At 54.2% G+C, this 20,784-nt stretch carries 15 protein-coding genes and 2 pseudogenes; 13 read left to right on the plus strand and 4 right to left on the minus strand.

What is annotated here, in order from left to right; translation table 11 throughout:
- The first annotated feature begins 41 nt into the window (after positions 1–41).
- From hsdR to VQ575_RS23310, 6 genes are all read left to right on the plus strand, one after another.
- Positions 42–3,518 carry a type I restriction-modification system endonuclease gene (hsdR, locus tag VQ575_RS23285; protein WP_325918491.1) on the plus strand — a complete coding sequence of 1,159 codons (3,477 nt, stop codon included), beginning with the start codon at positions 42–44 and terminating at the stop codon, positions 3,516–3,518.
- 268 nt (positions 3,519–3,786) lie between these two features.
- Positions 3,787–4,785, plus strand: coding sequence for an Abi family protein (locus tag VQ575_RS23290; RefSeq protein WP_325918493.1), 999 nt, complete (start codon positions 3,787–3,789; stop codon positions 4,783–4,785).
- A gap of 53 nt (positions 4,786–4,838) precedes the next feature.
- Positions 4,839–6,389 carry a class I SAM-dependent DNA methyltransferase gene (locus tag VQ575_RS23295; protein WP_325918494.1) on the plus strand — a complete coding sequence of 517 codons (1,551 nt, stop codon included), beginning with the start codon at positions 4,839–4,841 and terminating at the stop codon, positions 6,387–6,389.
- Entirely contained in the window at positions 6,382–7,833 is a 1,452-nt protein-coding gene (locus VQ575_RS23300; protein WP_325918496.1) for a restriction endonuclease subunit S, read from the plus strand. Before VQ575_RS23295 ends, VQ575_RS23300 begins: the two co-directional genes overlap by 8 nt.
- A 64-nt stretch (positions 7,834–7,897) precedes the next feature.
- Entirely contained in the window at positions 7,898–8,809 is a 912-nt protein-coding gene (locus VQ575_RS23305) for a restriction endonuclease (protein WP_325918497.1), read from the plus strand.
- A gap of 89 nt (positions 8,810–8,898) precedes the next feature.
- Positions 8,899–9,453, plus strand: coding sequence for a hypothetical protein (locus tag VQ575_RS23310; protein ID WP_325918499.1), 555 nt, complete (start codon positions 8,899–8,901; stop codon positions 9,451–9,453).
- Between the two features lie 51 nt (positions 9,454–9,504).
- Here the strand turns inward: VQ575_RS23310 and VQ575_RS23315 are convergent, their stop codons facing one another.
- The 3 genes and pseudogenes from VQ575_RS23315 to VQ575_RS23325 form a co-directional block, all read right to left on the minus strand.
- Positions 9,505–9,864 carry a DUF6124 family protein gene (locus VQ575_RS23315; RefSeq protein WP_045157044.1) on the minus strand — a complete coding sequence of 120 codons (360 nt, stop codon included), beginning with the start codon at positions 9,862–9,864 and terminating at the stop codon, positions 9,505–9,507.
- Between the two features lie 358 nt (positions 9,865–10,222).
- Positions 10,223–10,687, minus strand: a pseudogene (locus tag VQ575_RS23320) (aldehyde dehydrogenase family protein); the annotation flags it as partial.
- Positions 10,685–10,965 (minus strand): annotated as a pseudogene (locus VQ575_RS23325) (PLP-dependent transferase); the annotation flags it as partial. The pseudogenes VQ575_RS23325 and VQ575_RS23320, both read right to left, overlap by 3 nt.
- Before the next feature lie 277 nt (positions 10,966–11,242).
- On the opposite strand from VQ575_RS23325, the gene VQ575_RS23330 reads away from it, so the two are divergent.
- The 7 genes from VQ575_RS23330 (at position 11,243) to VQ575_RS23360 (ending at position 20,161) form a co-directional block, all read left to right on the plus strand.
- The gene (locus VQ575_RS23330) at positions 11,243–16,036 is read left to right on the plus strand and encodes an RHS repeat-associated core domain-containing protein (protein WP_325918501.1); all 4,794 of its coding nucleotides are present in this window, start codon (positions 11,243–11,245) and stop codon (positions 16,034–16,036) included.
- Positions 16,029–16,421: a hypothetical protein gene (locus VQ575_RS23335; RefSeq protein WP_325918503.1), complete on the plus strand. Its 393-nt coding sequence runs from the start codon at positions 16,029–16,031 to the stop codon at positions 16,419–16,421. Before VQ575_RS23330 ends, VQ575_RS23335 begins: the two co-directional genes overlap by 8 nt.
- Before the next feature lie 350 nt (positions 16,422–16,771).
- A complete protein-coding gene (locus tag VQ575_RS23340) occupies positions 16,772–17,323 on the plus strand; it encodes a CPCC family cysteine-rich protein (protein ID WP_325918505.1) in 552 nt (183 codons plus the stop codon).
- 417 nt (positions 17,324–17,740) lie between these two features.
- A complete protein-coding gene (locus tag VQ575_RS23345; protein ID WP_198726113.1) occupies positions 17,741–18,043 on the plus strand; it encodes a hypothetical protein in 303 nt (100 codons plus the stop codon).
- Positions 18,044–18,087: 44 nt separating this feature from the next.
- Positions 18,088–18,393 (plus strand): contact-dependent growth inhibition system immunity protein, encoded by a 306-nt coding sequence (locus VQ575_RS23350; RefSeq protein ID WP_325918507.1) that lies wholly within the window; start codon positions 18,088–18,090, stop codon positions 18,391–18,393.
- A 412-nt stretch (positions 18,394–18,805) separates the two neighbouring features.
- The gene (locus VQ575_RS23355) at positions 18,806–19,153 is read left to right on the plus strand and encodes a hypothetical protein (RefSeq protein WP_325918509.1); all 348 of its coding nucleotides are present in this window, start codon (positions 18,806–18,808) and stop codon (positions 19,151–19,153) included.
- Positions 19,154–19,924: 771 nt separating this feature from the next.
- Entirely contained in the window at positions 19,925–20,161 is a 237-nt protein-coding gene (locus VQ575_RS23360) for a hypothetical protein (protein WP_249873180.1), read from the plus strand.
- A gap of 14 nt (positions 20,162–20,175) precedes the next feature.
- Here VQ575_RS23360 and VQ575_RS23365 read toward each other — a convergent pair whose 3' ends face one another.
- Complete coding sequence (locus VQ575_RS23365; protein WP_198726106.1) at positions 20,176–20,634, minus strand: GNAT family N-acetyltransferase; 459 nt, start codon at positions 20,632–20,634, stop codon at positions 20,176–20,178.
- Between the last annotated feature and the right edge of the window lie 150 nt (positions 20,635–20,784).

Genomic DNA, 20,784 nt, shown 5'->3' on the forward strand with positions numbered 1-20,784 from the left:
CAGGCTTCGCGCAGAGTGGCTACGCAACCGAAGGATCGAACATGGCAGCCAGCAGTAATTTCGCCTTTCTCAAGGAACACGATCCCGTTTTCCTAAAGCTTGCGAGCACAGCCGAACAGGTATTCGCCAGCGATCCCAACACAACGTTGATCAAACTACGTCAACTCGGCGAAGCTTTGGCCCAGGACTTGGCCAGTCGCGCCGGTATCGAATTTGATACCCACACCTCTCAGTCCGATCTGCTGTACAAGCTCAGCCGCGAAATCCAGCTGGATCAAAACATCCGCAGCTTGTTTCATACCCTGCGTGTTGAAGGAAACAGAGCCACTCATGGGTTCCACACTCAGCATCGTGAAGCCATGGATGGGCTTAGAGTCGGTCGCGCCTTAGCTATCTGGTATCACCAGTCGTTTGGCAAGAACACCCAGTCCTTTAAACCCGGCCCTTTCGTTACCCCCAGCGACCCCAGCGCCCCACTACGCGACCTGCAAAATCAAATCGAACAGCTCCGAGCGCAACTCAACGATTCCAGCCAACAGTTGGAAAACAATCAGCAACTTGCCGAACTGCTCAAGCGCGAAGCCGAAGAGTACGCTGTGCTTGCCGAGCAAATGGATGCTGAGTCGCGCGGCAACAAGCAACTGATCAAAGAGCACGAAGCGGCCCTACAAAAGATGCGCTCAGAGCATGAGCAAAGCCTTAAAGCGCTGCAGCAGCAACTGGCCGCACAGCCGCAGGCCAGTAAACAGGTTGCCAAGAAAACCCAGCAAGCCAGCAGCAGTTTTGACCTCTCGGAAGACCTCACCCGTATTCTGATCGACCAGCAATTAATCGATGCCGGATGGGAGGCAGATTCCCTCGACCTCACTTACAGCAAAGGTGCGCGTCCCGAGAAAGGTAAAAACAAAGCCATCGCCGAATGGCCTACCAGCGGCCCCAAAGCCTGCGCCGACTATGTGCTGTTCACTGGCCTAATGCCTATCGCCATCGTCGAAGCCAAGCGTAAACGCATCAATATTGCCGACCGAATTCCCCAGGCTGAGCGTTATGCCCGCGAGTTCAACCTATCCAGTGAGCATATACAGCCTTGGTTGCAAGCTGGCCAAGCACAGCCTTGGAGCGATGGTGACGGTAGCCATTTCCGCGTGCCCTTTGCTTTCGCCTGTAACGGTCGTCCCTTTATTAAGCAGCTTGCAGAGCAGTCCGGCACTTGGTTCCGTGATCTGCGCAGCCCTGCCAATACCCGCCGGCCGCTGCAAGATTTTCACAAGCCAAACGACTTACTAGATCTGCTCAAACGCAGCCAGGCGGAAGCCGAGGCCAAGCTCAAAGCTGAGGGTTTTGCTTACCTCAAATTGCGCGATTACCAAGAGAAGGCCATCCAGGCCGTGGAACAGGCGCTGGCTGACAATCAGCGCGATTGCCTATTAGCCATGGCCACCGGCACGGGTAAAACCCGCACCATCATTGGTCTGATGTATCGCTTCCTCAAGACCGAACGCTTCAAACGCATCCTTTTTCTGGTCGACCGCAGTGCCCTTGGCCAGCAAGCCATTGATTCGTTCAACGACACCACGCTGGAGCAGAATCACACCCTGGGGCAGATTTACGACATTAAAGAGCTCGGCGACATGGCCGCAGAAGCGGAGACCCGCATCCAAGTAGCCACCGTACAAGCCATGGTCAGTCGGATTTTCCGCTCGGATGCCCCACCGTCCGTAGGGGAGTTCGATTGCATCATTGTCGACGAAGCCCACCGGGGTTATACGCTCGATCAGGAAATGACTGAAGGTGAGCTGACCGTACGCGATCACAGCCAATACCTCTCCCAATACCGTCGCGTGCTGGATCACTTCGATGCCTGCCGTATCGGTCTAACGGCCACGCCAGCCAAGCACACCAGCGAAATTTTCGGCAAACCGGTTTACACCTACAGCTACCGGGAAGCTGTTGCTGACGACTGGCTCATCGATCATGAACCGCCGATCCGCTATGAAACCCAACTCAGTAAGCACGGCATCCGCTTTGAGAAGGGCGAATCGGTCAGCGTGATTAATACCCTGACCGGTGAGGTCGATGCAGCGGAGCTGGACGATGAATTGACTTTTAACATCGAGTCGTTCAACCGTACGGTCATAACACCGGCCTTTGATAAGGTCATCTGCGACGCACTGGCCAACGAACTGGACCCGTTCGGCGAAGAAAAGACCATGATTTTCTGCGTCAACCAAGCCCATGCGGAACGAGTAAAAAACCTGCTTGATGAGGCCTTCAAGACAGCCTATGGCGAGCAGTACAACGAAGCGACCGTGCGGATCATTACCGGCCAGAGCGACAAGGTGGAGCAACTGATTCGCCGCTACAAGAACGAACCGCACCCCAGCATAGCCATTACCGTTGATCTGTTAACCACCGGCATCGACGTGCCGAAAATCTGCAATCTGGTGTTCATGCGCCGCGTCCGCTCACGCATTCTTTATGAGCAGATGAAAGGCCGTGCTACCCGTCGTTGCGACGAAATCGGCAAGACCGTGTTCCGCATCTACGACCCGGTCGACCTCTACGCCAGCCTCGAAGCGGTCGACACCATGAAGCCGCTGGTGAAGAACCCAAACATCTCGCTGGAGCAACTGGTCAGCGAACTCACCAGCAGTGCAAGCCACGACGCACCCGGTAGCCAAGAAGACAGCAGCCATGCCCATGACGTGCTCGATCAACTCAGCCAGCGCATCATGCGTATCTTGCGCAAAGCCCAACACAAGGCCGAGAACAAACCAGGTCTTAAACGGAAACTTGATGAGCTGCAGGATATCTGGGGCGTTGAACCAGCCAAGCTGCATAAGCACCTGCATGAGCTCGGTCCGCAGCAAGCCGCTAACTTTGTACGCCAACATAGCCAACTGATCGACCAACTGGCCGCCGTGAGCGCCCTGTTGGGTTCAGAAAAATACCCGGTCATATCCCCTCATGCCGACAAGCTGATGGTGCGCGAGCAAAACTATGGGCAATACCAAAAACCCGCGGACTATCTGGAAAGCTTCCATGAGTTCATCCACAAACAACTCAACCAGTCCGCTGCTCTTGGCGTCGTGGTTAACCGTCCCAAAGACCTAACGCGCGGACAACTGCGAGAGGTACGGCTGCTACTCGATCAGAACGGTTTCAGCGAAGCCAGCCTGAAAAGCGCTTGGCGTAATCAGACCAATCAGGAAATCGCTGCCAGCATCATCGGTTATATCCGCCAGGCGGCCATTGGCGAAGCATTACTGCCATTCGATCAACGCGTCGCCAATGCCATGCAGGGGATTTACGCCTTGCAGCCTTGGACACCCGTTCAACGCCGCTGGCTGGATCGTCTGGCCAAGCAACTGGTGCACGAAGTGGTGATTGACCCGCAGCAGGTCAATGATGCCTTTAGGGGCGATGGCGGGCTCAAGGGGCTGGACCGTAACCTAGGCGGGAAACTGGACTTGGTACTGGACGCGCTGAACGATAATCTTTGGTCGGCTGCTGGATGAGCCTGAACTGCTCGAGGTTTTTCCGGTGCTCATCATCCGCAGCCCCAGTACCGAAGGCATGCGCCCTTACACCCCTGCATGCAGAGCAGCAGCGAAATCACGCAGATGCGCAGGCGTCCCCTGATCCACTCATCCTTGCGACGCCAAAAAACTTGCAAAACGGAACATCTGTGCATAACCTCTCACGCAACACACCCGCCATGCCTATGGTTGCTCCGGCAGCTACGCACAAATTGAGCGGGTTTTTTATGCCCGGTAGTTTTTCCGCATGAAGCTTTTCAGTAAGCCAGCCATCGATATTCCTGCGCAATTGGCCCTGCTAAAACAACGCGGGCTCACTATCTTGGACGAAGGCAAGGCGCACTGCTTTTTCGAAGCCGTTAGCTTCTTTCGTCTCACGCCTTATATGCGTCCTTTCCAAATTTCTGAAGATGCCGAGCACGGTTTCAGACCCGGTACGCGGTTGCAGGCCCTCACTCGCCTATACGACTTTGACCGACGCTTGCGGCTGCTAGTCATTGATGCCATTGAACGTATTGAGGTCGCGGCCCGAGCCGCCATCAGCAACCATATGGGGCCACATTATGGCGCTCACTGGTATCTGGAGAGTCGCTTCTTTCAGCGCGATTATCGTCATCAGGCGCTGCTCGATAGCATTCACAGCAAGCAGGACAAGGCACGCCAGGACCATCTGCGTGAATGCCGACGTATCGACGCGTCTCAAGCGACCGAAGCCCGCAAAGCGCAGCTCAAAAGTCTGCGTACCAAGGAAAGCTATGCACGCCATTACGCATTGACTTACCACACACCCGACCTAATGCCTGCTTGGGCAGCAATGGAAGAAATCACCCTTGGCGAGCTTTCGCACTTGTTCAAGGGATTGGCACGCGATGCCGACAAAAAGGCCATCGCCCGACGCCTAGCTTTGCCCGGCCCATTGCTGCAATCCTGGCTACATACCCTCACGACCATCCGCAATATTTGTGCGCATCACGCACGGCTGTGGAACCGGGAACTGGGTATCCGCCCTGAACTGCCCAAAACCGTTAATTTCCCTTGGCCTCAACACCTACAACGCCCAGGCCAACATGCCCGTATGTTTACGGTGCTATGCATCCTCAATTTGCTGATGCGCCAAGTCAGCCCGCATACCAGTTGGGATAGACGTTTGCATGAGTTGTTAAACGATTTCGCCGATATCAACCTGGCAGCCATGGGCTTCCCGCCGGACTGGCAGAATGACCCGTTCTGGCAAGTGCCCGGCTGAATACGATTTTCGCGACCTACCCCGCTTACCATGAATCCTTTTTGAGAGCTCCCATGACCAACTCCGATATCGTCCAGAAGCTCTGGAACCTTTGCGACGTACTGCGCGACGACGGCATCAACTACAGCGACTACGTCACCGAACTGGTACTCCTGCTGTTCATCAAGATGGAATTCGAACAGGTCCAGAACAACGACAAATTTACCCATAAACTGCCCGACGGCGCGCGCTGGCCCGACCTGGCAAGCAAGTCTGGGCTCAACCTGCTCGATCATTACCGGCAGATGCTATTGGACCTCGGTAAAAACAGCGACCCGCTGATCGCTGCGATTTACGCCGACGCCCAGACTCGCTTGAAAGAGCCTCGCCACTTGGAGCAGTTGATCAAAAGCCTGGATGGGATCGATTGGTTCAGCGCCCGCCGCGATGGGCTTGGTGATCTTTATGAAGGGCTGCTGGAGAAGAACGCCAGCGAAACCAAATCCGGCGCCGGCCAGTACTTCACCCCGCGCCCATTGATCGACAGCATCATTCGCTGCATCAAACCGCAGCCCGGGGAAACCATCCAGGACCCTGCCGCCGGTACCGCAGGTTTCTTGATCGCGGCAGATGCCTATATCAAAGGCAACACCGATGATCATTACGAGCTCAATGATAAAGACCGCAGCTTTCAGCGTAACCGCGCCTTCATCGGCATCGAACTGGTGCCCGGCACCCGCCGTTTGGCCTTGATGAACACTCTACTGCACGGCATGGAAGGTGATGAAGAGGGCGTGGTGCATCTCGGTAATGCCCTCGGCCAAACCGGGGCCAATCTGCCAAAAGTTGATGTGATCCTCTCGAATCCGCCATTCGGTACAGCCAAGGGCGGCGGCGGTCCAACTCGCGATGACCTGACCTACAAAACCAGCAACAAACAACTGGCCTTTCTTCAGCACATTTATCGCGGTCTGAAACCCGGTGGCCGTGCCGCTGTGGTATTGCCGGACAACGTATTGTTCGAAGCCGGCGTTGGTACCGATGTACGCCGCGACCTGATGGACAAATGCAACCTGCACACCATCCTGCGGCTGCCCACCGGTATTTTTTACGCTCAGGGCGTGAAGACCAATGTGCTGTTTTTCCAGAAGGGTACTTCCGACAATCCACGTCAGGATCAAGGCTGCACACAGCGCACGTGGATTTATGACTTGCGTAGCAATATGCCTAGCTTTGGCAAACGCACGCCTTTTGGGACGCAGTATCTCAAGCCTTTTGAAGGTGCTTATGGCGAGGATGCCAACGGTAATAGCCCTCGCGCTGAGAATGTCGAAGGTGTTGGCGAAAGTAGCCGCTTTCGTGTGTTTACTCGCGACTACATCCGCAATGAACGTGGTGACTCGCTGGATATCAGTTGGCTTAAGGATGCTGACAGTGTAGACGCAGCTGATCTGCCAGCCCCGGAAATCCTGGCCGGCGAGGCTATGGCTGAACTGACAGAGGCGCTGCATGAGCTGGAAGAACTAATGAAAGCTCTGGGGGCGGGAGATGAGGTGGCAGCGCAGAAGCAGTTGATAGCCGAAGTAATGGGCTTAGCGGTAGCCAAGGAGGTTGGAGATGAGTGACTTACCAGAGGGCTGGGCACTGGGCTCACTCAATGACCTAATTGCAACAGGAGGCCTATTTTCTGACGGGGACTGGATCGAAAGCAAAGATCAAGACCCTCAAGGCGAAAACCGACTTTTGCAACTTGCAGACATCGGCGATGGTGTTTTTATCAACAAGTCATCTCGCTTCGTCAACAATGATAAATTCCATCTACTAAACTGTACTGAGCTAGAGGAAGGAGACTTATTAATTGCACGCATGCCTGACCCGCTCGGTCGTGCATGCTTGATGCCCAACCTGAATCAACGCTGTCTAACCGTCGTTGATGTAGCTTTATTTCGCTCGGGCTCCCCTGATATATCTCACAAATGCCTGATGCACTTTATTAATTCTCCTATAGTTCGAAAATCTATTGAATTGGAGTCCTCCGGAACAACACGCAAAAGGATTGCGAGGGGGAAATTGTCGGAGATAAAACTACCTATTCCGCCAGTTTCCGAACAAAGGCGAATTGCCCAAAAACTCGAAGAACTGTTGGCCAAGGTAAATGTTCTCACTCTTCGAGTTAACGCCATCCCCGCGCTACTCAAACGCTTCCGCCAATCCGTCCTTGCTGCAGCAGTTGCCGGAAGACTAACTGAAGAGTGGCGTGCGGAAAACTTAACTTGCTCATTACGCGCACAAATTTCCAGTTTGATAACCGACAAAAATACGTCTTCGTACGGCAACTCTATCCCTGTGACCTGGGCTTTAAAGAATGCAGGTGACATTTGCGAATTCATCACTAAAGGAACAACCCCGTCAAAAGAAAAAATGAGTGCAGGGCTAGGTGAGGTACCATTTATTAAGGTTTACAACCTGACATTTACAGGTGCATTAGACTTCTCCATCGACCCGACATTTGTTGATGTAAATACGCACTCGATTGACCTAAAAAGATCAATCGTTAAACCCGGTGACGTTCTGATGAATATTGTTGGGCCACCCCTGGGCAAGGTTTCTATTGTCCCTGCCACTTATCCTGAATGGAATATAAATCAAGCTATCGCCCGATTTAGTGCAAACGACGGAATTTCCTCAAAATACCTTGCTCTTTGCCTTCGGACTGAAAGTGTCCTCGCTCATGCTATCTCACGCGCAAAAGCTACAGCTGGTCAATTCAACCTGACACTTGAGATTTGTAGAGAGCTGCCAATTCCAGTCCCTCCAGTGGCTGAACAGACCGAAATCGTCCGCCGCGTCGATCAACTCTTCGCTTTCGCCGACCAATTGGAAGCCAAAGTCATTTCGGCCCAAAGCCGTATCAACCACCTGACCCAAAGCATCCTGGCCAAAGCATTTCGTGGCGAACTAGTACCGCAAGACCCCAACGATGAGCCCGCCAGCGTGTTGCTAGAGCGCATCAAGGCCCAACGTGCTGCCGCTCCCAAGGCCAAGCGCGGGCGCAAGGCATCAGCTTGAGCACACTGCCATCACGTTTTGTACGCTGCCCATTACGCCCCGGCAACTGAACAGGAAGTCATTTATGCCCATCCCGGATTTTCAGAGCGTCATGCGACCGATCCTGGCCACCGTCGCCGACCATACTCCGCTAGCCCTAAGCGAACTTCGCGAGCGCATCGCTAACGAATTTCAGCTCAGCGAGGAGGAGCGCAGCGAACGCCTGCCTTCCGGCAAGCAAACGGTCATTAACAATCGAGTCGGTTGGGCGCGCACCTATCTGAATAAGGCGGGGCTGCTGAGCATTCCGGCAAAGGGACTGGTGCAAATCACCGAACGCGGTCGAGAGGCGTTGAACAGCGGGCCGGCACGTATTACCGTTAGGTGGCTCAAGCAATACCCTGAATTCGCCGCGTTCCATACGACCAGTCCCGCCGATGACCCAGCGTTAGCCTTGCAGAGCGAACCGGTCGAACAAGCGACTCCCGACGAGCAACTGGCCGCCGCACATCAGGCGCTGACGCAATCATTGGCGGATGAACTGCTGGCCCTGGTGCGTGCAGCTTCACCCACTTTTTTCGAGCAACTAGTCGTCGATCTGATGATCGCCATGGGCTACGGTGGCTCACGCAAGGAAGCAGGACGCGCGACGCAACAAACCAACGACGACGGCATCGACGGCATCATCAAAGAAGACAAGCTCGGCCTGGACGTTATCTACCTGCAAGCCAAGCGTTGGACCAACACCGTACATCGCCCGGAAATCGATAAGTTCATCGGCGCCCTCACCCGCCAACGCGCCCGTAAGGGTGTGTTCATTACCACTTCGGACTTTTCCAATGGAGCCCGCGAGGCGGCCATGAGTCTGGATATCAAAGTGGTGTTGATCGATGGGCTGGAACTGGCGCGGCTGATGGTTGAAAACAATTTGGGTTGTAACGTCAAACAGGTTTACGAAGTGAAGCATTTGGATAGCGATTACTTCGTAGAATACTGAGCGGCTCTCATCTCCCAACAATAGATATCCGCTATTCCTTGATAAATCGGGTGTACTTATCGCGTGCGCCCCTCCGAAAGAGACGGCATATGCTCGATCAAGACCTGTTGAACGACTTCTCCACTTTATTTGCTTACAGCTGGTATCGAGACTTCCCTATGGACGGTTATAGCCGTGACATCGGCTCGCTCTCGGATTGGAACGTCCATACTGGATACACCGTGCGACGCGTCGCCGACCTAATGGGCTATTTCGCACACTTCGAGTCTGGCAATCGTACTGACGCGGTGATACGTGACACCCAACGAGTCCCCATTGTTTTTGCCGAATGGGAATGGTTAAGTCCCTATGAGAACAATATCAACGAACCCGAAAAACTCTCCGGTGCGGCCCTCAAGGAGCGACCAAGGTTCTGCTTCCTGTTCAGCTATGCGCCGGCAGGAACAATCGAAAGGCAGTTGGGATATATCGCCAGCAAATGGCTCGCTGACGTACCACTGTTGGTATCACTTGTGGAGTTCGAAGGCAGCACTATTCGGGTCTTCAAGGGCATGTCCCTGTACCGTTTGCACGACGGAGTCTGGCAGTTACTGCGTGAGCAACAGGCATTAGCGTGGAATGTACAAGGTACTCGTTGGGCATAAAAAAGGCCTTGACATGCAAGACCTTTTTCCCTGGGGCTGTGCGGCCCCTTGCTACCTCACCTCAACAATATCCAAAGCCCGATTCGCCAGCAGCTCACTCACCTCAATCACCTGCAAAATCCCCATCGCAACACGCCGGCGCGATCCATCAAGATCAAACGCCAAATCACTGATCATGGCATTAGCCGAAGCCAGGTTTTCGCTGAGACTCGCAAGCAAACATTCCGAATCAACATCCGGGGCGATACGGAGAATGGAGTTGGGGTTGTCAGACGTTTCCGTCTTGGGCGTAGGCTTTAGATAAAAATCCAACGCCCGGGTGGCAGCATCATCAAGCTTCTTGTTACGAGCAGTCTGAGCGCGAGATACATGCTCATCTGTAGCAGGCGGGTTTGGTGTAATTTTAGCCATGGTAAAGCTCCTAGAGTCTGTTGGAGCTACCACCATTCGCTGCGAAACGAAGTTGGGGTGGCAGCTGTACGCGGGTTCGCAGACCGGGACTCTAGGGACCGGCAGACCCATGGGGTCTCCCACGCACAGCCACCTCTGACGAAATCACAGACATGGGCGATCTGCTTTCGAAGGTGACGTTGTGCGCCTATAGAGTCCGGGCTGCGAAACCCGATCACTGATGCTCAGTGACAAGACTCAAACTACCGACGGGCCCCAAAACGCACAAGCCGGCGGATTCTGGCGTAGTTGTAGGCAATGGCGCAAGACAACGTCAGCCGCGCCCAGATCCCAAGCGCCCCAATAAACACGCGTCGTCTCACCCCAACGTATTCAAACAAACCACCTTAGGCTGGGTCATTTCCTCATACGCAAACCGCACCCCTTCCCTGCCCAAACTCCCATACTTGGAACCATCAAACGGCATCGCATCAAACCGGAAATCCAACGAGTCATTGATCACCACGCCCCCCGCCTCGATCCGTCGTGCAGCGCTCATCGCGGTGCTGAGGTCGTTGGTGAAAATCCCAGCATGAAGCGCGTACTCAGGCTCGTTCGCCAACGCAATCGCCTCATCAAACGTCTCGAATACCTGCAACACCACCACTGGCGCGAACGCTTCGTTGCCCCAAATCCGGCTGGAATGATCGACATTTTCCAACACAGTAGCCGCATAACAATTGCCCTGACGCCGATGCCCGCAAAGCAACGTGGCGCCTTGCTGCAGCGCTTCGTTCACCACCTGTTCGGCGTTCTGCGCAGCCTGTTGGGTGATCATCGGGCCGCTGAGGAATTTGGTCGCGCTGTGGATCACCACGTCGACACCCTGTGCCAACGGGTTCTGGTTCAGCGGCGTGGCGAAGGTGTTGTCCGCCACCACCAGCGCGTCGACGCGTTTAGCCGCGGCGACCAGGCGTCGATGTCGTCGTAACCGTACGCGGCGCTGACGACGATGGGGGTCTGGGTGGCGTTGTAAGGATGCCTGACTTGCTCCTCGCCCCACACCGCTCGGGTGCCCGCTCCTGCGTTGATTAGCCCTGCGCTGTCAGGTTTTTTGTTCATTGTGACTACTCGCACTGAGGGAGCGGACGTTGAGCCATCCGCCGGAATCTGAGGGCCAATATAGGGAAAAGCCGCGCCCCCGAGAAACGATGTTATCGGTGCCAAAGGGGTGGTTTTTTTTAATGGCTGGACGCCTTGGTAACTCGCCTCCTGTGGGCTTCTTGCGTGCGCAGGGCCAATTAAAGATTTGCCCTACAAACACTGCCTCCTTCCCTGACTTATTTCCCCAGCCATCCCCGGCAAAGTCTCGCGCCTCCCTGCGTTGCGAGATGTCTGAATGCGTTTCCCTGACAAGACCCCGTCTCTAAGCGGCGCCATTGGTTCGCTGGTCCTGGCCGTCATGAACAAGCCCGATGTCGAGGCGGTGCTACAGGATTTTCGTAATTGCCTGGGCGACTACGACACCTGGGCGGAAAAGTTCTGGAACGGCCAGACGCTGGACATCGAGCAGGTTTTCAAGGTCGGCAACGAAGTGTCGCTCGCGCCTGCGAAGGACGGCGGCAAGCAAGCCAGCGCGGTGGTGGCGAGCTGTCCGGCACAAGGCCCGCTGACGCTGGTGCATATGTTCCAAGCCTCGCGTTTCGTGCCGATCGGCGACACACCGGTGGTGCTCGAACCCATCATTCGGGACGAGTTGGGGAAAGAAACGTTTGGCGATCCCATCCCATACGTCATCGGCCCCAGCGGCATTCTGGAAATATCCGAATGCGACCGTGGCCAGCGTTACCGCATCAGCTTTTTTCCGAATGTCACGACCGATCATGTCAAGGCGCTGTATGCCTCTTATCAAACAGCGATCGCCGAGCTCGAAGGCTGGCTGAAAGCCGAGTGGAAAGCGTTTCAACCGCTGTGGAAGGAGCATTCGGCAAAAGGTTTCCTGGATCGCTACAACACATTGCAGGACGCTCAGCTGCGTGGCTTTGAAAACGCTTTGTATAAGCTGTGGGACGACGTCAAACAGATCTTCGATCTGCTGGCGGACCTGCAGGCCAACAGTGAAAAGTTGCTGGAATACTTCACCGAGGCCGAACTTGAGCAACTGCTGAAAGCATCATCCGAAGCGATCGCCAAAGCGCTGATGATCGCGAGCGATGAGCCCTTGCTCTTCGTTTACACCGCGGCGTTCATCAGTTGGATGCGGATGTTGCCGCCCCGTTACTTGGCCGAAATCATAGGGGAAATTCGCGCCGAGATTCTGATCAATTTCCTGTTGGCGGCTGTTACCGGTGGCCTGGGTTTGGGTCTGCGCCTGAGCGGCAAGGTGCTGCGTTTGGTTCGCTCGGAACACGTCCGGACATGGCTGCAGGCCTCGAGCCAACGCCTGGGCCAACTCGGTGGCGACAGCCTTAACGCCCATGCCGATGTGCTCAAGCCGGTCGTGATTGCCGGCCGAGGCCCATCCGTAGGCCCCGCTCCCGTCACACCATTGCACATCACCGCTGGAGATTCCCCACCACTGTCGGTCAGCAATCCGGCCCCGGTCGTGCGGGAAAAATCCCAGCCCTCTACCCGGCTGAGCAAACAAGAACACCACGACGACGCCTCCACCCAATCGACAAACCCCAATGGCGACCCCGCCGACAGCGCCGCCCAGACCCGCACCAACGGCTGCCCGGTGTCGATGGTCACCGGCGAAGAACTGCTGACCCTGGAAGACGGCACCCTCGACGGACGCCTGCCGTTTATCTTCACCCGCCTCTATCGCACCAGCGCCGCCGAGCTCGACATCGGCCTCGGTCGCGGTTGGAGCCATGCCCTGGCCCATCGCCTGTTGATCGAAGGCGAGCAGGTCATCTGGATCGACCAGGAAAACCGCCGCACCACCTTCCCCCGGCCCAGCCTGCAACGCCCGGCGATCCACAACAGCCTGGCCCGCGCGGCGATCTTCCTGAGCGACGAGCCGGACGAACTGATCATCGCCCAGCCCGGCGAAGAGGCGCCTTTCCTACACTTTCGCGACGGTCGTCTGATCGCCTTGAGCGATCGGTACGACAACCGCCTGACCGTCCAGCACAACATCTACGGTGACATCAGTCGCCTGGACAACGGCGCTGGGCGCTGCCTGCGCCTGCGCTATGAACACCGCCACCTGGTCGCCATCGACTATCAGAGCTTTCACCCGGCACCGACCCGCGACGAAAGCTGGCGCACTGAGCAAACGCTGGTTTCCTACCGCTACGACGCCCGTTTCCGACTCGTCGAAGCGACCAACGCCGCCGGCGAAAGCGAACGCTACGACTACGACGACCAGCACGTCATCCTCCAGCGGCAACTGGCCGGCGGCGCGAGTTTTTATTGGGAATGGCAAGGCCTCGGCGCGGCGGCCCGCTGCGTGAGGCATTGGGCGTCGTTTGCGCAGATGGACAGCCGCTACACCTGGGGCGAGGACGGCAGCGTCACCGTCCATAACCTCGATGGCAGCGAGGAAGTCTACGTCCACGATGACCGCGCGCGACTGGTGCGCCAAGTCGATCCCGCCGGCGGTGAACACCTCAAGGCCTATGACGAACAGGGCCGGCTGATCGCCGAGCAAGACCCGCTCGGCGCCGTCACCGAATACCGCTATGACGAAGTCGGACGGCTGGTGGCGCTGATTCCGCCTGAAGATGAACCGACGTCCTACGAATACCGCAACGGTTTCCTGCATGCTCGGCAACGCGGCAAAGCCGTGTGGACCTACCGCCGCAATGAGCAGGGCGACGTCATCGAGGCCATCGACCCGGACGGCCAAAGCACCTGGTACCACTACGACGCCCAAGGGCAACTGAAAACCATCAGCTACCCGGACGCCAGCGCCCATTATTTTGTGCGCAACCACCTGGGCCAGTTGACGGAAGAAACCCTGCCCGATGGCAGCCAGCGGTGTTTTTCCTACGATGCCCTGGGGCGTTTGCTGACCCGCCAGGACGAACACGGCGCCATCACCCACTACCAATGGGATGCCGTGGGCCGCTTGCTGCAAACCACCTTGCCCAGCGGCGCGACCCGCGCCTGGAGCTACAACGCCTATGGCAAGGTCATCGCCGAGCGGGACGAACTGGGCCGCACCACCCGCTACGAATACGCCGACGACCTGCACCTGATCAGCCGCCGCCTCAACCCCGACGGCAGCGAGCTGAAATATCGCTACGACTCGGCGCGGCTGTTGTTGACGGACATCGAGAACGAATCCGGCGAAAAATATCATCTGGACTACACGCCCAACGGACTGATCCGACAGGAAACCGGCTTCGACGGCCAGCGCACCGGTTATGCCTACGACCTCAACGGCCACCTGCTGGAAAAAACCGAGTTCGGCGCCGACGGCAGCCAGCGCATCACAGCCTACCAACGGGACAGCGCCGGGCGCCTGCTGCGCAAGACTTTGCCGGATGGCGAGGCAGTCGACTACCGCTACGACGCCCTCGGCCGCTTGGTCAGCGTCGACGACGGCCATTGGCCGCTGGCCTACGAATACGACGCCCAGGACCGCCTCGTCGCCGAGCACCAGGGCTGGGCCATCCTGCGCTATCGCTACGACAGCGTTGGTCGCTTGATCCATTGCCGCCTGCCCGACCGCAGCATCCTCGACTACCACCACGCCCGCGGCGGCGCGCTGATCGCCATCGACCTCAACGGCACCTGCCTGACCGAGCATCGTTTCAAGGGCGGCCGCGAAACCCAACGCCAGCAAGGCCTGCTGCTCAGCGACTACCGCTACGACGAACAGGGCCGCCTCAAGGCCCAGACCGTCTGGCAAACCCAGCAGCACCAACTGTTCTGGCGCGATTACTCCTACAGCGCCAACGGCAACCTCGCCGCGCTTTCTGACAATCGAAACCGCCGCAGCTACCAGTACGACGCGCAAGATCGCCTGGTCCGCATCGACTATGCCCACAGCCAAGGCCCCGAACGCTTCGCCCACGACCCGGCCGGCAACCTCTTGCTGCAAGACCGCCCCGGCCCGACCACTCTCAAGGCCAATCGCCTGCTCATGGAGGGCGACCGCCACTACGACTACGACGCCTACGGCAACCTCATCCGCGAACGCCGCGGCAAAGCCCAATGCCTCGTCACCCACTACCGCTACGACAGCCAACACCGCCTCATCGGCGTCACCAGCCCGGACGGCAGCGAAACGTCCTACCGCTACGACGCCTTCGGCCGACGCATCGAAAAAACCGTGGCGGACCAGACCACGGAATTTATCTGGCAAGGCGACCAAGTCATCGCTGAAAGCAGCGACCGCCACTACCAAAGCTACGTCTACGAACCCGGCACCTTCCGCCCCCTCGCCCTGATCGAAGGCGAAGGCCCGGACAACGCCACGCCGTTCCACTACCACAACGACCACCTCGGCACGCCCCAGGAACTGACCAGCCACCAGGGCGAAATCGTCTGGGCCGCCCGCTACAACGGCTACGGCAAACTCACCGAACTGCGCCACGGCGACGGCAAACGCCTGGAACAACCGCTGCGCTTCCAAGGCCAATACCACGACCGGGAAAGCGGCCTGCACTACAACCGGCACCGGTACTACAATCCGGAGACGGGGCGGTACCTGACGCTGGACCCGAGCAAGCTCAAGGGTGGGCTCAATGGGTATCGGTACACCCTGAACCCGACGGGGTGGGTGGATCCGTTGGGGTTGGACGACTGCCCTGGAAGTGACGGGTGTAAAAAGCCGGCGGTTGGTGAGCAGGATCCGGCGGCTAAGGTTGGGGTGGATGAGGGGGAGCCACTCACTCCCGGAGGGACCAAGAATCCTAGAGACTTCGGTTCGAAAGAGAAGTTAGACACGCACTTCAAGAAGCACGGAGACGAATTCGGTGCTAAAAACGCTGGGGATTATTTGTCGATTGCTCGACAGATAATAAATGAGGGAATTAAGGTTAAGTACTCCTATGAACACGAGCTTAGAACGGGCTTTGTGATGTTTTTAGGAAACAACAAAAAAATGAAGCCTAAATTTGCGTTTGTCGGGACCAATAACAAAGGAGAAATTACGACAGCACACGTAAAAACCGATAAAGACTTCTGGAAAACCATTAATGGTAACGCAAAAGACAGGACAATAAGACCTCATGAATAACACAGCAGAAGTTAAAATCATTGCCATCGACACACTAGCAGAAGAGTGCATTACACTCCTTATTCACGGCATCACCATTGAGTGCTTCGCAAACTACCGCCCATATAAAGTAGCCATAGGCGAGACACACCTTATTGAAATAACGATAGACTATTCAGAACCCCTCCAAATTGAAAAATCCGCCGAGCCCAATGCTTTTCCTGAGAAAATCGGAAACGGTTATGGCTATTATTTACATGGAGTATTAGATGGAGAGACATTTAGATCTTTCACAGATTTTTCAGACGAGGACATTCATTATGATTACCCCGAACTGGTGGGAAAACCTGTAAAGATTAAAGCAGACAGAATCAACGTAAATTTTTTACAACCCTTAAAACCATGAATATCGCTGCCTATAAAAGCAATAGACCTAGTTTATAAAGTCAGACATTTTAAAATTTTGACTCACCAAAAATATTTGCTTCGATCCACTGGAGCAGCGTAGAAAATTAATAACAAAGAAAACTTAGGAGAGTTAGCTCGTGACTTCCTTTCGAGCAATTTTGAGTTCGTAGAACACGTTGCATCGGGTCGATTTTAACCGATGCCCGGGGGGGCGAAACGGATCCTATTGCTTATCTAAAAATAATTAAGGATCACACAATGATAGCTGCAAAAATCATCCAAAAAGACTTTCCAAGCAAGGCCTTTTTTATCTCAAAAATATAACCATTCCTTTTCCGATGCTAACCTTTGAAAAAGCACATTAAAATTAAACAAATTACGCGCCTAACAGCGATAAAAAATATAGCTGAGAGCTATTTAGACACAATGACAATTAAGGAGCGAGATTCACACATTTTAAACTGGTGGCCGCTGGATGAAAGTACCCCAAACTTCCTTGGATTCTCAACAAAACTGCAAAAACTGATACTTGACAACGAAGAACCACCAAAAAACATCGAGGGTTCCCTAGCCGACGAGTTGATACTAGCTGGACTAAAATCAAGTTACATAGGAGTTACAAATGACTACTTGGCCGAACAACTAGCCGAGCTAGGATACGGAACCTACGCGATTCAGGGCGATATCGAGCATCTGAACACTTGTCCATGTTGCGAGTATCGGACCCTTTCGACCATTTCAGACTATGACATTTGCGAATTATGCATGTGGGAAGATGACGGCACAGCGGCTCCTGAATCCTATAGCCATCCAAACCACATGACCCTAAGCACTGCAAAAAAACAATTTATTGAAAAAAAAGAGAACCTGCCTTTAAACAAATGGGTTAAAGCTTCCTAGAAGTAACACCAAACCAGGTAGCTGGAATAGAACAATGACAACAGAAATGAAGATCCTTGCAATTGACGACCTAGTGGAGGAGTGCATGACGATCCTTGTTCATGGCAACGTCATCGAATGCTTCGTAAACTTCTGCCCCAAAGCCGTGGCTATAGGCGAGACACACTGAGAAGAAATAACGATTGACTATTCAGACACTCTCCAGATTGAGGAGTCCACCGAGACCAATGCCTTGCCCCAAAAAATCGGGAATGGCTTCGGCTATTATTTACCTGGAACATTGGAGGGAGCGATATTTAGTCCTTCATAGATTTCTCAGATGATGACATTCATTACGATTACCCAGAGCTGGCTGCGAAACCCGTAAAAATAAAAGCTGACAGAATCAACATAAACTTTATCATTTGAAAGAACACGATGCTTGACTCAAACAAAAATATCATCATCCCCGGAGAAACGCTACTTGAGGCTTTGGCTGAAGTAGAGTTCATATTGATATCGTTACACAAAATGGGCAGCCATTATCAAGACAAGCCAACAGAAGAGTATTATCAGGCAACCACCAATTTCATAGACGACGAAAATATAACGCAGCGACTTGCAAAAATCAGACGCATCCTTAGTGAGAGATTTAATACATCTTTAGGTGTGGATGACATGGACGATATTGAGCGACGCATGCAGAACATTAACTTCTGGAAACCTAGGACAGGCTCGTAAGCCGCCAAGAGACAAAAGATTTTTTAATTGCAGGAGCATGAATTTTGGAAGACAGATTCGAAGCGCTACATCATTTTTTCAGCGCCTATTTTCATCAAGACTGGGGAATAGAGCATGACGGCGCAGAAGAAATCATCAGCGCCTTTTTAGCCGATTCTAGCAACGACATTTTAAGGGCTACCCAACAACAGATAAACGCATTAATCAGCACACAAAAAGACGAACTGGGCTTAAGGGAATGCCTATTGAAAGAGCTTAGCTGTTATTACTGCTACTGGAACGAATGGAAGACCGGTGAGGATTGGCTACGCCATATTAGCAACAGACTGAGCGCAGCACTTTCCCAATGAACATAACAAAAATCATAAAGCTTGGCGGAATAATAACCTTCGATGACATGTCACACCTAGACCAATCATTGGATCCGTCATTCATCTTGGACGACCTCAAGGAAGATCTTTTTCAAGCCAGCTTCGCCTTGGGTCAAATATTAGATATCGGCTGGCACCCAGAATTCTGTGAGAGCGAATGCTTTAGAGTCGCCTTGATCTCGAAGAAAAACTGGGACACCCCTATACATTTAGAAAACTCGAGCACTTGAAAAGAACTGGAAAGACCCATCCAAAACACCCTTGAAAAAATCTCCCAAGAAGCCAAGACTATACCCTCAGAAATCAAAACAAAATGAAAGTCCGCTGCATACTAAATAACCTAAACAGCGAAAAGCTCACACCCGCAACGTCCACACGACTAAAACAATACATGCACCACCCTGATGGCGAACTAGACTTAGAGGTAGAAAAAGAACATGTCGTCTATGGCATAGAGTTCTGGAATAACTGCCCTTGGTATTATCTATGCACCGACGAACATGATGAATACCCTATCCCTTTAGCCGCCGACCTTTTTGAGGTCATTGATAAGCGCCTTTCAGGTCAATGGCAACTTTATTTCGAAGAAAGCTATAACGGACACAATCACACCAAGCTTGTCTTCTCCGAGTGGGCCACCGATAAATTATTCTATGAAAACTTAATTTCCGGCGACGTTCAAGCAGAGGAAACATTCAAAAAATTCAGACAGATCATGGAAACAGAGTTTTTAGAGTAGTATGTCAAGGCTCTCGGTTAACCCGGCAGCCCCAGCAAATCTTTCAAGCGTTCAGAACTACCAGGTAGTCCTAGTTAAAGTTTTCACCCCCATCAACCTTTTCCAGAACAGCATAGAAGAGAATAAAAAATCCAAATCAAGGTAGACGAAGTAAAACAAGCGAACGACCAGTACCAAATCGCCTTTACAACCAACATCGGACCTGGAGTCGGTAATTGGAAGGGCGAACAACCAGAGATAGGGAAGGAGTATTCCGTTGAGTTTGAGATAAACGAAAAGTTTGTATATGAAAACAACATCAGCGAGACGAGTAAAACGTATTCACTATCAATCGAAGGCAGTTTTTGTCACCCTAACCTCCCTATTAACGTCGCTCGCCGAAGATGGAGTAGGATTGCTCGACTTCGCGGGCTCAAAAGTGATGATCGACTTATCTAGCTACCCGTTAACCCCGCCAAGTTTTATACGATTGACTTTCAAAGACCTGGATTTGTATCCCTTGGACCTATAAATATCGAGCCCGCCGCCTAGTCTCGATGTTTAACAAGATAATAGGGCTTAGAAAATGAGCCAATCTGCATTGGCGTCAGGTCAGTTGGGTCTCTCTAGGCTGACACACCGCCATCGCGAGCAAGCTCTCCCACAGGGGATCACTGAAGGCCAGAGCCGTGCTTCGAACCGGCCATTGAGCCAACAACCAAAAAAACGGAACCCAATCCCAGCGCTCCCCCTCAATTCCGGAGAGACCAACCCGAGACGGAGCCCGCCACCATGAACCACCCAACCCTCACCTTCGCCCAACTCCACCCCGGCGACCGCTTCACCCTGCCCGCCGATCACCGCTTATTTACCAAGCTCACCGACAGCACTGCCCGTGAGCACAGCGTGCATTCGATCAATCTGAAGGAAGAAGGCTACGGTTACGCCGAAGACCCTATAAAAGACCTGCCCGGGGAAGCGCCGATCGAGTACGTCCCGGTCGGTGGGCCGTTGCGGGCTGGGGGCTAGGGCTCCTGCCGACGTTATAAACGCCGCGACATCAGCCACTGCTCCTTGCCCCAAGCCTCGAAGGGCTCCAGCACTTCCCAGCCAAGCTTGGCGTAGTAATCCCGTTCACTGTGGGTGTGCAGGTACAACGTCGCGAACCCAGCTTCTTTGGCATGGTTGCAGATGCCTTCGATCAATCGCGCGGCGAGGCCTCGGCGGCGGGCGTCCGGGTGGACGAATACGCAGGCGAGCCAGGGGCCGAGGTCAGGGCGGTCGGGCAGGTCGTCGTTTGCCAGCGAGGCGCCGCCCAGTAGCTGGTCGTGTTCCAAGGCGATAAGGCATTTCCAGCGACCATCGCGCTGCCCTGCCGAGAATTCCTCCTGCCAATGACCGAGTGATTGGTGGGCGAATTCGTAGGTGAATTCCCGATACAGCCATTCGGCCATCAGGTTGCATTTATCCATGTGGTTGAGGAGCCAATCCACTCGCAGCATTTTTACCGTCCTTCTGTAGTCCTTTTCCACCGCGTATACGGGCGCAGATGCCTACCCGCGCGCATTCCCAGCAAATACCCACCAGCAAAGTCTCAACCTATCGTAATCTCGCATCTGCACAAGCCCTGCCCCGAATTCGGCCGAGATCCC

The organism is Pseudomonas frederiksbergensis (assembly GCF_035751725.1).
In the GTDB taxonomy this organism is placed as follows: Bacteria; Pseudomonadota; Gammaproteobacteria; order Pseudomonadales; family Pseudomonadaceae; genus Aquipseudomonas; species Aquipseudomonas frederiksbergensis_A.